This window comes from Bacteroides sp. RTP31139st1_H2_RTP31139_211217, assembly GCF_040227615.1.
GTDB classification, from domain to species: Bacteria; Bacteroidota; Bacteroidia; order Bacteroidales; family Bacteroidaceae; genus Bacteroides; species Bacteroides uniformis.
On sequence record NZ_JBCNZM010000014.1, the window covers coordinates 1 to 14045 of the forward strand.

Sequence of the window (14045 nt, forward strand, 5' to 3'; positions counted from 1 at the left end):
ACAGTCAATGGATATGGGGGAAGACAGACAAAGGAAAATGAGAAAAGTTAGTGTTTTAAGGGGTGGGAAACTTTAGTACATAACTTTACGGAAAAATATGTTTCTAAAATATATAAATCAGGGCAACCGCATCAAAATGTCAATAACCTGATAATCAATACTTGTCGATTTTGTATTAATAGGGATAAGTGGGGTGGATACAAGGATGAGAAGTTTCAACAATTTACAATATCCCCCCTTAAAAATGCATAATTTTGTATTTGTCTGAATAATAGCCTGTTGTCAAAAATCATGTTTCTTAAAAAATATTACCCGCAAGGGAAATTTGAATTATATGGGGCAAAAAATCAATTTTTATGGGGTAGTAGTTTCGATTTGGACCAATGGTTTTTTTAGGAAAATGGACAATAAGGGAGAGGAGGAGGTTGAAAACTACGTTTGTTTCCTAAGCTAACGTTATTTTGATGCGGTTGCCCTGTATATAAATAGACAGCTGTGGGGAAAATGTGGGGAAAAATTAGATAATTAAAAAGGCTAAATGACTGAAAATAATCACTTAGCCTTTTAATCCGTACCCAGACCCGTACTTCGTAATTGCTGCGCCCATCATTCAAGACTGTCAAATCGGGTCTTTCCTGTCAAGCCAATGATGCCTATGCGTATGCCAAACACATGGATTACGGATTTCTCGTTCCGTGAACAAACACTTTATCCGCAACTCTGCTATGTGGTGTATTGGCTTAACTCCATTTCTATGGGCAACACTTTTGTTGCAGATTTCAAGCAGCTTTTATCGAAATACCCATCAGTAAGAACTCGTTTATTAGGCTTTCCTCATAATTGGGAACAAGAGCCTTTGTGGAGATAAAATAATTGCCCTGTTTCTTAAAAAGCACTGGGGCAAACCAGCTCCGTCTTTAATTGTTTCCAATAAATGGATTGTTTCAAGCCCCTATAGAAAGAGAACAAAAATTCCTGTGTGAAAATTAATCTACGACAAGGAGCAAGCAAGGAGCAATATCAAACAAAAATCAATACCTTTGCAGTACATATGAGATAGACCAAAACAAAAGTGGAATATCGGAAACGAATAGCAAGGAAAAGAGAAGAAACGACCCAAGTTGATGTCCTTTTTGAGTTAATAATCAATAAAAGCGTTAAATCTTCACCTTTTAGAATGTGCAATTAAAAATAACAACCATATTTCTGACTTATTATCTATAAAATATTGAGTAATAATCGGTTGTAAATACATTTATAGTACAAATGACGTAAAGAATGTCAAGGTACGTAATTTGAGGGTCACGAATGGAAAAATCGCAGCAGTGCTGGATGAATGTCTTAAGAATAGCGGATTGGCTTATGTCGTAAAAGACGGGGCCATTGCTATCCGTCCAGCCAATGAAGTGAATGCTGTGAAGGCAGTAGAACAAGCTAATGTTATTTCCGGAACAGTGGTGGATGAGACCGGTGAGCCCGTCATTGGAGCCAATGTTTTGGTCAAAGGTACTACAAACGGCCAGATTACCGATTTGAATGGAGGTTTCTCTATCAAGGTGGAGCATGCATCGGCTACCTTGCTTGTCTCTTATGTTGGCTATGTTCGTCAGGAAGTGAAAGCTACTTCGGGTAAGATATTGAAGATTGTATTGGTGCCGGATGCAAATATGATGGAAGAGGTGGTTGTAACCGGTTACGGTACATTCAAGAAATCTGCTTATGCGGGTTCGGCTGCCAGTGTGAAGAATGAAAAGATTGCCGATGTGCCTTCCGTTTCTTTCCAGGATTTGTTGCAGGGAAATGCTACGGGTGTACAGTTTACTTCTGCTTCTGGCCAGCCGGGTTCTTCAGCTTCTTTGAGTATTCGTGGTATGGGCTCTTTCAATGCCTCCAACTCTCCGCTGTATGTTATTGATGGAGTGCCCGTTACTTCCGGTTCGATAAACTCCATCAGTTCGGATGGTGGTCTGGATGCCATGTCAACCGTCAACACTTCGGATATTGAGAATATTACGATTATCAAGGATGCCGCTGCTGCATCACTCTACGGTTCGCGCGCTGCGAATGGTGTGGTTCTGATTACGACGAAGAAAGGTAAAACCGGTAAGGCTTCTATCAGTTTGAAAGCCGATTGGGGATTCAGTGACTTTGCTATGGATTATCGTCCTATTTTGAGCGGAGCAGAACGTCGCGAATACATATACAATGGTATGGTTCTTGGACAACAGCGCAGCGGCAAATCGGATGCGGATGCCATAGCTTATGCTGATAAGAATATCGACAAATATGCTCCGGTTCCCTGGTGCGGCTATACGGATTGGGGAGATTATCTGTTCAAGAAAGGAAGCCATTCCAGTTATGAGGCTTCCATATCCGGAGGAACCGACAAATTCAAATACTATTCTTCATTGTCCTATCTCAACCAAGAAGGTATTGTAAAAACATCGGGGCTGGAAAGAATTACCGGGCGTTTGAATGTTGATTTTCAGGCTACGGATAAATTGAAATTCGGTGGCAACATCATGTTTACCAATCTGAATCAGGATGTATATAGTGAAGGAACCGGTTATACTGCTCCTTTCTACTCCAGCGTAAGCAAATTGACGCCTTCAGATCCGGTTTACAATGAAGATGGAAGCTATAACCAGGACTTGATTTCGTTGTCAAGAAGAAATCCCGTTCTTGCCCAGGAGTACAATTACCAGCGTGAGTATGTTACCCGTATGTTCAATACGATTAATGCCGAATATGAATTTATCAAGGACTTGAAGTTAAAGTCTATTTTGAGCTATGACTATAACATCAGTAAGGGTAAAGAATGGAAAGACTCCCGTACCTCCGACGGTGAGAAGAATAATGGTGGAGCCGAAAAGGCATATAGTGAATATAACAAGTTGGTGTGGTCAAACCAGTTGACTTACAAGACTACTATCCAAAAGGACCACAATTTGGATGCCCTTGTCGGATATGAAATCGATTCCAAGTACAATGATTTCTTGTCGGGATATGCTACTAACTTCCTGACTCCGATAAAGAATGACATTGCCAACGGGCAGACTTTAGAGAGCATAGATGGTTCTTCCAAGAGGTCAAGAATGGTTTCTTACATCACCCGTCTCAACTATGACTACAAGAACAAGTATTATCTGGGTGGGAGCTATCGTATGGATGGCAGTTCACGTTTGCACAGAGATAATCGCTGGGGAAGTTTCTGGTCTGTTTCAGGAGCATGGCGTATTATCGAAGAGGATTTCATGAAACCCACGTCCAAATGGCTGACCGATTTGAAACTCCGTGCATCCTACGGTGTGAATGGTACGTTGCCCTCCGACTTATACGGCTATATGGGCTTGACGAGCCTTAGTGGCGGCTATATGGAGAATCCTGCATTGATTCAGTCGCAGATTGAAAATAGGGATTTGGAATGGGAAACGAATTACAACTTGAATATCGGTCTGGACTTCGGCTTCTTCAACCGTTTGAACTTCACTTTGGAGTACTATACCCGTACTACTAAGAACCTTTTGATGGACTGTCCCGTATCTATGACTACCGGTTTCAGTTCCTATCTGATGAATATCGGTGAGGTGAAGAACCAGGGTGTGGAATTGGAAATCAATTCCAAGAACATTGTGTCCAAAGACTTTGACTGGTCTACCTCTTTCACCCTTTCGCACAACAAGAATAAGATTGTGAAACTGGACGGCGAACAGACCCAGATTATCAGCGGCTCGCAGATTCACATGATTGGCAAGTCCTACCGTACATTCTACATGATAGAATTTGCTGGAATCAACCCCGAGACCGGTGCACCTCAGTTCTATACCAACGACGTGGACGAGAATGGAAACTATATTAAGGAAATCACAGAGAATAACAAGGATGCCAAAGCCATTCCTCTGAAGAAACATGCCGAGCCCAATGTGACCGGTGGTCTCTCTAATACTTTGCGTTACAAGTGGTTCGATTTGAGCTTCATGTTCTCTTATCAGTTCGGTGCTTATGGATATGATAACTGGGCACAGAAAACAGAACATGGCGGCAAGGACTTTACTCTTAATATTCCGGCCTATTATCGTGACAATTGGAAGCAACCGGGAGATATCAGTAAATATGAAGTGTTTATAGAGAAGCCGGCGGTAGCCATGAATGGCGTTACCACTACCCGCCGCTTGCACAGCACGGACTTTATCCGTCTGAAAACGTTGACTTTCGGTGTGACCGTTCCTAAAACATGGACCCGGAAAATCGGCGTAAACAGCCTGCGCCTTTACGCATCTGCCAACAACTTGTGGACTTGGGCCGCTTACGATTTCTATGATCCGGAATCAGTCAGTGCAGGTACAGCCGGCTGGGGAACACCTCCTTTGAAAACAGTAACTTTCGGTCTTAATTTGAATTTCTAACCTCATAATAAAGAAACACAATGAAAGCATTAAAATATATGATGATGGGGATGTTGGTCAGCCTGACCGCCTCCTGTGGCAATGACTGGCTTGATGTTGAATCCAGTACAAAGATTCCGACTGAAACCGCCATACAGAATCTGGATGATGTGGAATATAGCTTGAACGGTATCTACGACGTGATGCGCAGTACCAACTATTACTCGGGCCGTATGATTTATTACGGAGACGTGACGGGTGACGATGCGCAGTCCATAAAGACCGGAAAGCGTACCACCAGCTACTATATGCTGGACTATACAAAGGATTCCGGTCCGTCTTCCCACTGGTCTTATGCCTATAAGATTATCCAGAATTGTAATATCATTTTGTCTCAAATAGACGGATTGGATGTCAGTGAGGATGATACGGAATACTTCAACGACCTGAAAGGCCAGACCTTGGCTCTCCGTGGATTTGCCTTGTTCGACCTGACCCGTTTCTTCGGCTATCCGTATGCCAAGGATGGAGGAGCTTCTTTGGGAGTGCCTATTGTGACCGAAGTATCCAATACGGAAAACAAGCCGTCGCGCAATACCGTTGCCCAGTGTTATGAGGCAATCATCAAGGATTTGAAGGAAGGTGCTGACCTGCTGGATGAAGAATTCAACAAGGGTAAGATTAATAAGTGGGCGGCAATGCTGTTGCTGAGTAGAGCCTATTTGTATATGGAAGATAATCAGAATGCCTTGATTACGGCTGAAGCTGCCATTGCGGGAGCGGAAAAGAATAAGTACCGTTTGTGGACCAATGATGAGTATGGCACGATATGGGGAACTGATTTTGCCTCTTCCGATCCGGGAGAAGTCTTGTTTGAGTTGGTGAATCTGACAGTGGACGGCGTTGGTAAAGAAAGTGTGGCTTACCTTTGCTGGCAGGCGGGTTATGATGATTATTGCCTGACCAGTTCTTTCTATGAACTGATGCAGGAAGATCCGGATGATGTCAGGAATCAGGCATATACGGTTGTTCCTAAGACAAAGAGAGCTTACATAGCCAAGTATCAGCCGCAGAGCGGCAAGGCTGTGGAAGATTCCAATATTCCAGTACTTCGTCTGTCCGAACTTTATCTGATTGCTGCCGAAGCGGCTGTAAAGCTCAATAACAATGACAAGGCTGTAAAGTATCTGGATGCTATTGTCAGCCGTGCCAATCCGGAAAAGACCGTGCAGGGTAAGACGGTGACGTTGGATGATGTTCTGTTGGAACGCCGTAAAGAGTTGTTCGGTGAAGGACACCGTTTCTTCGACGCCCTTCGTAATCATCAGACTATCGTGCGCAAGGAGTCGACCAAGGAATTCCCGGAAATAGCCGAGACTTCACATCTGAAGATGGTGGATGAGAGCGTATCTTTTGATTGGAACTATTATCGTGTAGTATTGCCCATTCCTAAGGCGGAGATGAATTCCAATCCGAATATGCAGCAGAATCCGACTTATGGTGATTAATTCCAAAAAAGCGAGAATATGAAGTATCAGACTACTATTGTAAAGTCTTTTTTTACTGTATTTATTCTAACTTTCATCAGTTCCGGCCTAAGTGCCGGAACTCTTGGTTTAGACGGTAAGAAGAAGGATAAGGAGAAGAAGGAGGAATTGTCGGCAGACGGACCTTATGTGATTTATGAACCGGACGGCAAGGTGTGCGTCATAAGTGTTACAGCCCAAGGGCAGATAGAAGATACGACTTATACGGTGCTTCCTCAGGATTTCACCCTTCATGTCACGGACCACAAAGGGCGTTATCCGTTTGATGTGAAGCTGCATCCGGTCAAACGTCCGGAATGGCAATACAGACAACCGGATAAAGTGTTTGTGATGTCTGACCCCCATGGCAAGTTGAATTGCGTGATGAGCTTGCTGCGAGGCAACAATGTCATTGATAAAGACTACCATTGGAGTTTTGGAACCAACCATCTGGTGGTTATCGGTGATATATTTGACCGTGGCAAAGATGTGCCGCAGATATTTTGGCTGTTCTATAAATTGGAGAAGGAGGCGGCAGATGCAGGTGGTCATGTTTCGTTTCTGTTGGGTAACCATGAACCACTTGTGACGGCAAATGATTTGCGTTATACCAAAGAAAAGTACAAGACATTGGCCCGAAAACTGGGTATGGATTATCCGGCATTGTTCGGTCCGGACACAGAACTTGGCAAATGGCTTGGTACCCGTAATACGATGCAGACCATCGGACCTAATCTGTATGTGCACGCAGGTTTGGGAAAGGAGTTTTATGACCGTGACTTGAATATTCCCACAGTGAATGAGGAAATGAGCCGTGCATTGTTCATGAGCAAGAAGGAACGTAAGGCCTTATCGCCTCTCACGGCTTTCCTATATGGTAATAGCGGACCTATCTGGTATCGTGGATTGGTACGGACGGATGCAAAATACCATCCATTGGCACAAGACTCCCTGCAACTGATGTTGAAACGTTATGACGTCGAACATATCATTGTGGGGCATACTATCTTTAAGGATATTTCCACTTTCTATGATGGACGGGTGATTGGAGTGAATGTGGATAACGAGGAAAACCGAAAGAAGAAACGTGGGCGCGCTTTACTGATTGACGGGAATACCTATCTTGTGGTAGGAGATAAAGGAGCGATGCGAAAATTGTTCTGAGGCTGTTCTCTTTCTGATTATTTTTTAGGCGTGGAAGTACGTGGATTTCACGGAGAGACAAAGAAAAACTCCGTGTTTTTCGCGTAATCCGCGCCTAAAAAATATCATAATGTAAATATGCACTCTCGGATAGCTGGGGGGGAGGGAGTGCCTTCTCAAAGAGCGGCGATAACGGCAATCTCCGTAGCATTGTCTACGATATGTGCCGGATGAAACTCTTCCAGTTCTGTGCGGGGACGGAATCCCCAGGTGACTCCGCAGGCAGTGACTCCGGCATTGGCGGCCGTCTGCATATCCACTCCGGAGTCTCCCACATATAGCACGTCTTCACGGGATATCCGGGTGATGTCCAGAATGTCATGCACCACTGTTGGGTCGGGCTTCACGTTGACCCCTTCCCGTTGTCCGAAGACGGCGGTAAAACGTATGTTGGGGAAATAATGTGAAATCAGTTTCACGGTAGCCGATTGATATTTGTTGGAAGCCACTGCCAATATCATCCCTTTCTCCTGCAACTGTTCCAGTAGTTCGGGGATGCCGGGGTAAGGGCGGCTTTTATCAGCATTGTGCACGTCATAATAAGGCACAAACTCCTTGCGGACGCGCAGGACGTTTTCTTCGCTCTTTTCCCCTTCCGGGAGGGCGCGCTCGAACAGTTTGTTGATTCCGTTGCCAACCATGAAGTTATAGGCCGATTCCGGGTGAGTGGGATAGCCAAGCGCTTGCAGGGCATGGTTTGTACTTTGTGCCAAATCGGCTATTGTATTCAGTAAAGTTCCGTCCAGGTCAAATATAATCAACTTCTTCATTGCCTTCTCTATTTTTTAGTTTGCTGCAAATATAGGGCTTTTTGCGCTCATGTTCAAATGCTGTCTCGGGTTTCATCAGGTATTTGCAGAATAGGAAGCCCTGGGCTGATAATCAGTGCGTTATTACTGCATTCCTGCTGCATGCGTTTTGCAGTAGTACTGCAGATGGAGTGCAGCGTTACTGCAAATATGTTTGCAGTGATACTGCAACTGTATTGCAGTGGTACTGCACAAGCGTTGCAGTAGTTTTGCAGTGGGTGATCGGTATATTTTTTGCCGTTCTTCCCTTTTCTTTGCACACTTTCGGGCTTTTTATGCAAAAACTTCCTATCTTTGCAGCCGAATTTTACTAAAAATAGGTATGAGTTACAATTTGTTGAAAGGAAAAAGAGGCATTATTTTCGGTGCTCTGAATGAGCAGTCCATTGCCTGGAAAGTAGCAGAAAAAGCAGTAAAAGAAGGTGCAACCATCACTTTATCGAATACACCGGTTGCTGTCCGTATGGGCGAAGTGTCCGCTCTTTCGGAGAAACTGAACTGCGAGGTGATTCCCGCAGATGCTACAAGTGTAGAAGATTTGGAAAATGTATTCAAACGCTCTATGGAAGTATTGGGTGGCCCGGTTGACTTCGTGCTGCACTCCATTGGTATGTCTCCCAATGTGCGTAAGAAACGTACATATGATGATTTGGATTACGATATGTTGGAAAAGACGCTGGACATCTCCGCTGTCTCTTTCCACAAGATGATACAAGCTGCCAAGAAACTCAACGCCATTGCCGACTACGGTTCAATTCTGGCTTTGAGTTATGTGGCTGCGCAACGTACGTTCTACGGTTACAACGATATGGCAGATGCCAAGGCACTGCTGGAATCCATTGCCCGCAGCTTCGGTTACATCTACGGACGTGAACACCATGTACGTGTCAACACCATTTCCCAGTCTCCCACGATGACCACTGCCGGTTCCGGTGTGAAGGGTATGGACAAACTGTTCGACTTCGCCAACCGCATGTCTCCTCTGGGTAATGCTTCTGCCGATGAGTGTGCGGACTACTGTATCGTGATGTTTTCCGACCTCACCCGCAAGGTCACTATGCAGAACTTGTTCCACGATGGAGGTTTCTCCAGCGTAGGTATGAGCCTTCGCGCCATGGCTACTTACGAGAAGGGACTGGATGAGTATAAGGACGAAAACGGAAATATCATTTACGGCTAATGGAACTCGCACTTTATCTTTTGCCAGTCACGCTGGGCGATACGCCTATTGAAACGGTGTTGCCTCCTTATAATAAGGAGATAATACTGGGAATCCGCTATTTCATCGTGGAGGATGTGCGCTCGGCACGCCGTTTTTTGAAAAAGGTGGACAAGGGAATAGATATTGATGCGCTGACATTCTATACGTTGAACAAGCATACGTCGCCCGAAGACATCTCCGGCTATCTGAAGCCGCTGGTGGAGGGGCATCCGATGGGCGTGATCTCCGAAGCCGGTTGTCCGGCTGTGGCCGACCCGGGAGCGGACGTAGTGGCTATTGCACAACGGAAAAACTTGAGAGTGGTCCCCTTGGTGGGGCCCTCTTCCATTATCCTCTCCGTCATGGGTTCCGGCTTCAACGGTCAGAGCTTTGCCTTCCATGGTTATCTTCCCATTGAACCGGCAGAGCGTGCCAAAAAGCTGAAAATGCTGGAACAACGCGTCTATAATGAACATCAGACTCAACTTTTCATTGAAACGCCTTATCGCAATAATAAGATGATAGAGGATATTCTTCATAACTGCCGTCCGCAGACCAAGCTCTGCATTGCGGCGAACATTACTTGTGAAGGGGAGTATATCAAAACCAAGACCGTGAGGGAGTGGCAGGGCAAGACTCCCGACCTTTCTAAGATTCCTTGTATTTTTCTCTTGTATAAATAATAGCTTCCAGGTGCTCGAATTCATATTCCAGGCAACTGCTGAAGAAGTTCCGTCCCAGGTTGTGTTCCATTTGCTGGAATGTCCATAGCTTTCCCCCCTTGAAATTCTTATTGCATAGGATGGAGTCATCGTCCAGGTCTAGTGTGAAGAGATAGACCAGGCGGTTGGTGGCTTCATTCTCAAAATGATACATGAAGTTGAAGTGCAAATGGTCTAATGGGGCGGTGGGAAGCGTTTGTCGTAAAATTCTGTGTGCGCCTTGTTCCAATGTTTCTCCATATATCAGGTAACCCTCCATCAGCAAGTCGATTTTATCTTTCTCGAAAACGTTGCATTTGGGGCGGGGGAGGAGAAACAGCATGCCGTGTGAGGCAACGGCAATCCGGATGACCGGATTGATATAGTCGTTTTTCCGGTTGATGGCTTCTGAGGCGATGGCTTTCCCCATGACATCTCCTTTGGTATTGACTATCGGTACGAAAACCGTGTGGTTCATCACTATATTGAAATAGAAAATGCCGAACTGATTGAACAGAATGCCTGATATAAAGACGAGGGGAGGCGCCACATAAAACAGAATGTGGCGGGTAGTGTCTCCCAAAGGGTAACTGACCAGAACCGCCAAGAAGATAATCAGAAAATGCAGCAGGCTTATGATAAGGATTACGCGTGAGGATACGATGGCGGCTTCTGCCCCTTGTGCAAAAAGCTGCTTGCAGCATTTCTGTGTCTGAGACATGTGGTAGTCCAGAAATTTTCTCCTATTGAGGTAGATGACGAATGGGGGAATGATGGCACTGATTTCCAGCGTGAACGGAAGCATGAAACGGGGACAGTAGTTTACGAGGAATAGGGTTGTTACCGATAACAGCAGTAACATTCCGGTAGTACAGTAAAGTATGATTTGCGGAACATGCGTTCCTCTATGCCTCACCGAATAGATGCTAAACAAGAGTCCTACACCTGCACCGATGTAGATGGACATGTCCTGCGTTATAAACTCGCATAATATGATGGATATTATAACGGGGATGAATCCCAGCGACATATTGAATCTTGATGATAAAATTCTTTGATGGCTCATTATCCGTATTATGATTTTGTCGTTTACATCATAACAACTGGGAAATTTAAATGTTTCCTATTTTACTTCTTTTTTGTATAAAATGGATCTGTTTTTCCGCATGATAAGAGGAGCGTACCAATGGAGCGCTTTCCACTTGCTGAAACCCTTTTTTCAATCCTTTCTCTCTGTAGAGTGCAAATTGTTCGGGAGTAATATATGCTGCTACCGGATAATGCTTGTGTGTGGGTTGAAGGTATTGGCCTATAGTCAGTATGTGGCAGTCCACCCGGCGGAGGTCGTCCATCAGTTCTTCCACTTCTTCCGGAGTCTCGCCCAATCCCACCATAATGCCGGACTTGGTGGTAGTATTGCTTTCTGCAATTTGCCGCAACACTTCCAGGCTTGTTTCATACTTGGCGGCACTGCGTACGAGGGGGCTGATGCGACGGACAGTCTCCATGTTGTGCGAAATGATTTCCGGTTGTGCATCGATGACTTGTGCCACGAGTTCCTTTCTTCCCTGGAAGTCGGGAATCAGCACTTCGACGGTGGTGTCAGGGTTGAGCCGCTTGATTTCCCGGATGGTACGTACCCAGTGTGACGCGCCTAAGTCGGGCAGGTCGTCACGGTCTACGGAGGTGACGACTGCATGGGAGAGTTTCATCAAGGCAATGGACTCTGCCACATGTGTAGGCTCATCGGCATCCAGTGGCAAGGGCTTCCCGCTTGCCGTGTTGCAGAACTTACAGCACCGGGTGCAGATATTTCCCCCAATCATGAAGGTTGCGGTGCCTTTCCCCCAACATTCCCCCATATTGGGGCAACGGCCGCTGCTACAGATGGTATGTAGGCAATGCGATTCGACAATGCGTTTGGTCTCGGTATAGCGCTCGTTGGCACCGATGCTTATTTTGAGCCACTCAGGCTTACGTACTCTTTCGGGCATTATTTCAATTCTTTGTTGAAGAAGTTGGTCAACCGCGTGTATAGGTGTAACCGGGTATTTCCTCCGTAGATACTGTGGTTGCGGTTGGTGTAAACCTGCATATCGAACTGTTTGCCGAGTTGTACCAGTTGTTCGGCATATTCGGCACAGTTCTGGAAGTGTACATTGTCGTCTGCCATGCCGTGTACCAGCAGCAGGTTGCCGTGAAGCTTGTCGGCACGGGTAAAGGTGGAACTGGCCTTATAGCCTTCGGCGTTTTCTTTCGGTGTGCGCATAAAGCGTTCGCCATAAACGGTGTCGTAGTAGTTCCAGTCGGTAACGGCAGCTACGGCTACTCCGGCCTTGAATACCGGTGTTCCTTCACTCATACTCATAATGGTCATGTATCCACCGTAACTCCATCCCCAGATTCCGATGCGGTTTTTGTCCACATAAGGCTGGTTGCCCATGTAGAGGGCGGTTTCCACCTGGTCTTTGGCTTCCTTGATACCCAGGTTCAGATAGGTGCATTTGGCGAATTCGGCACCCCGTCCTCCGGTGCCACGCCCGTCTACGCAAACCACGATATAGCCTTGTGATGCCATGTAGGTTTCCCAGCTTACACTGAACTTGTCAAGCACTTGCTGTGAACCGGGGCCGCTGTACTGGTACATCAGTACCGGGTATTTCTTGCCGGCAGAGAAGTCGGCAGGTTTCATCATCCAGCCATTCAATGTGGTTCCGTCGGAAGTCTGGAAAGTGAAGAATTCCTTCCGTGGCATGTCATAGCCGCTGATTTCCTGCTTCAATGCCGCATTGTCCATCAGGGTGGCAAGAGTCTTGCCGGTATTGTCGTTCAGCGTAATGACGGTCGGAGTGTCCAGATTGGAATAACGGTTCATATAGTACTTCATGTTCGCACTGAACTGCGCACTGTTTGTTCCGGCTTGTGACGATAGTCTGGTCTTTTTACCTTTCCGGTCAATCTTGTAGATGGCACTGCGCATGGGGCTTTCCTCGTTGCTGCTGAAGTAGAAGCTTCCTTCTTCGGGGTCATAACCCAGGAACTCCTGCACTTCATATTGTCCGGCTGTCACTTGTTTCAGCAGATTGCCGCCTATGCTATACCAGTACAGATGGTTGTATCCGCTCTTTTCGCTGACAAAACTGAAATTTTCCGGATAGAAGACGATGTTGTCGAATACATTCTCGCGGATATAGGTATCGCTTTCATCACGCAGAGCCAGTTTGGCTACCGTGCTGCGAGGGTCGGCAAAGTATAGGTCGAACCGGTTCTGATGGCGGTTCAGTGTCATGACGGCAAGTTTGTTGGGGTCTTGGGTAAAGCGGATGCGGGGAATATAGCCGTCTGCATCTACCGGCACGTTTATCTTGCGGGTCACTTTCGACTTGATGTCGAAGGTGTGTACGGACACTTTGGAATTTACTTCTCCCGTTTTAGGATATTTGTAAGTATACTCTCCCGGATACTTCTCGAAAGGGGTGAAGTGGGGGGCTTGTCCGGCAAAAAGAGGGAAAGAGTAGGAGGGAACATCTTTCTCGTCGAAGCGGATGAAAGCCAGCATCTGGCTGTCGGCACTGAATTCCAGCGCACGGTTGAAGGAGAACTCCTCTTCGTAAACCCAGTCGGGGATGCCGTTCAGCACCTCGTTCTGTTTCCCGTCTTCCGTCACCTGGCTTTCGCTGTTGCCGTAGAGCAGTTTTACAAGGAAGATGTTGTTGTCGCGTACAAAAGCCACCTGGTTGCCGTCCGGTGAAAATACGGGCACCTGTTGCGGGCCGCCGTCCGAAAGCTTTTCCACAATGTTGTTGATTTTACCGTCCAGATTGCGCTTTAGGCTGTAGATGTAATGCACAGCCGTATAGGAATGACGGTAGATGGGAGTTGTTTCGGTGGCAATGAGCAGCTTACTGCCGTCCGGAGCAAAGCTGTAGCTGTCGAATGTCTTGAACGTGCATTCGCGTGCGGTAGCGGCATCAAACAGCACTTCCACGGGTTTTCCCGTTTTGAAGGAGTACTTGATGATTTGTGTCCTGTCCGCATTCATCTGCGAATAATGTTCCCCGTCTCCCGGGATGGGGATAACGCCGGAAATATTCTTCGGAGTGAACTTGCCCGATACGATTTCTTTCAAATCGAGTGCCTTGCCACTTTGGGCGAAACCTGCCAGCGTACAGAGGCAGAGGAGAAGTGCGATGCTTATCTGTTTCATATCTATCTTTTAT

8 protein-coding genes and 1 pseudogene are annotated in these 14045 nt (G+C 46.2%); 5 read left to right on the forward strand and 4 right to left on the reverse strand.

The window, feature by feature from the left end; genetic code table 11:
* Positions 1-1250: 1250 nt before the first annotated feature.
* From ABUA47_RS03510 to ABUA47_RS03520, 3 genes and pseudogenes are all read left to right on the forward strand, one after another.
* Positions 1251-4406: pseudogene (locus tag ABUA47_RS03510) on the forward strand (TonB-dependent receptor); the annotation flags it as partial.
* Between the two features lie 20 nt (positions 4407-4426).
* Positions 4427-5893, forward strand: a complete 1467-nt coding sequence (locus ABUA47_RS03515) for a RagB/SusD family nutrient uptake outer membrane protein (protein WP_005823923.1) — start codon at positions 4427-4429, stop codon at positions 5891-5893.
* An 18-nt stretch (positions 5894-5911) separates the two neighbouring features.
* On the forward strand, positions 5912-7075 hold the full coding sequence (locus tag ABUA47_RS03520; RefSeq protein WP_005823921.1) for a metallophosphoesterase: 1164 nt from the start codon (positions 5912-5914) through the stop codon (positions 7073-7075).
* A gap of 155 nt (positions 7076-7230) precedes the next feature.
* Here ABUA47_RS03520 and ABUA47_RS03525 read toward each other — a convergent pair whose 3' ends face one another.
* Complete coding sequence (locus ABUA47_RS03525; protein ID WP_009037144.1) at positions 7231-7884, reverse strand: HAD family hydrolase; 654 nt, start codon at positions 7882-7884, stop codon at positions 7231-7233.
* Between the two features lie 361 nt (positions 7885-8245).
* Between ABUA47_RS03525 and ABUA47_RS03530 the strand changes: the two genes are divergently transcribed.
* Together ABUA47_RS03530 and ABUA47_RS03535 are read left to right on the forward strand one after the other, a co-directional pair.
* A complete protein-coding gene (locus ABUA47_RS03530) occupies positions 8246-9103 on the forward strand; it encodes an enoyl-ACP reductase (RefSeq protein WP_005823911.1) in 858 nt (285 codons plus the stop codon).
* Positions 9103-9807: an SAM-dependent methyltransferase gene (locus tag ABUA47_RS03535; RefSeq protein ID WP_005823906.1), complete on the forward strand. Its 705-nt coding sequence runs from the start codon at positions 9103-9105 to the stop codon at positions 9805-9807. Before ABUA47_RS03530 ends, ABUA47_RS03535 begins: the two co-directional genes overlap by 1 nt.
* Here the strand turns inward: ABUA47_RS03535 and ABUA47_RS03540 are convergent.
* The 3 genes from ABUA47_RS03540 to ABUA47_RS03550 are packed head-to-tail and all read right to left on the reverse strand — an operon-like array spanning position 9773 to position 14032.
* Positions 9773-10891 carry a hypothetical protein gene (locus ABUA47_RS03540; RefSeq protein WP_008665606.1) on the reverse strand — a complete coding sequence of 373 codons (1119 nt, stop codon included), beginning with the start codon at positions 10889-10891 and terminating at the stop codon, positions 9773-9775. The two genes, ABUA47_RS03535 and ABUA47_RS03540, sit on opposite strands and share 35 nt — an antisense overlap.
* Positions 10892-10937: 46 nt before the next feature.
* A complete protein-coding gene (lipA, locus tag ABUA47_RS03545) occupies positions 10938-11819 on the reverse strand; it encodes a lipoyl synthase (protein WP_005823900.1) in 882 nt (293 codons plus the stop codon).
* On the reverse strand, positions 11819-14032 hold the full coding sequence (locus tag ABUA47_RS03550) for a S9 family peptidase (RefSeq protein ID WP_009037143.1): 2214 nt from the start codon (positions 14030-14032) through the stop codon (positions 11819-11821). Before ABUA47_RS03550 ends, lipA begins: the two co-directional genes overlap by 1 nt.
* Between the last annotated feature and the right edge of the window lie 13 nt (positions 14033-14045).

Bases quoted from the DNA above. Each gene is read 5' to 3' on its own strand.
- ABUA47_RS03540 (WP_008665606.1), bottom strand. From the start codon at position 10,891: ATGAGCCATCAAAGAATTTTATCATCAAGATTCAATATGTCGCTGGGA.
- lipA (WP_005823900.1), bottom strand. From the start codon at position 11,819: ATGCCCGAAAGAGTACGTAAGCCTGAGTGGCTCAAAATAAGCATCGGT.
- ABUA47_RS03550 (WP_009037143.1), bottom strand. From the start codon at position 14,032: ATGAAACAGATAAGCATCGCACTTCTCCTCTGCCTCTGTACGCTGGCA.
- ABUA47_RS03515 (WP_005823923.1), top strand. From the start codon at position 4,427: ATGAAAGCATTAAAATATATGATGATGGGGATGTTGGTCAGCCTGACC.
- ABUA47_RS03535 (WP_005823906.1), top strand. From the start codon at position 9,103: ATGGAACTCGCACTTTATCTTTTGCCAGTCACGCTGGGCGATACGCCT.
- ABUA47_RS03520 (WP_005823921.1), top strand. From the start codon at position 5,912: ATGAAGTATCAGACTACTATTGTAAAGTCTTTTTTTACTGTATTTATT.
- ABUA47_RS03525 (WP_009037144.1), bottom strand. From the start codon at position 7,884: ATGAAGAAGTTGATTATATTTGACCTGGACGGAACTTTACTGAATACA.
- ABUA47_RS03530 (WP_005823911.1), top strand. From the start codon at position 8,246: ATGAGTTACAATTTGTTGAAAGGAAAAAGAGGCATTATTTTCGGTGCT.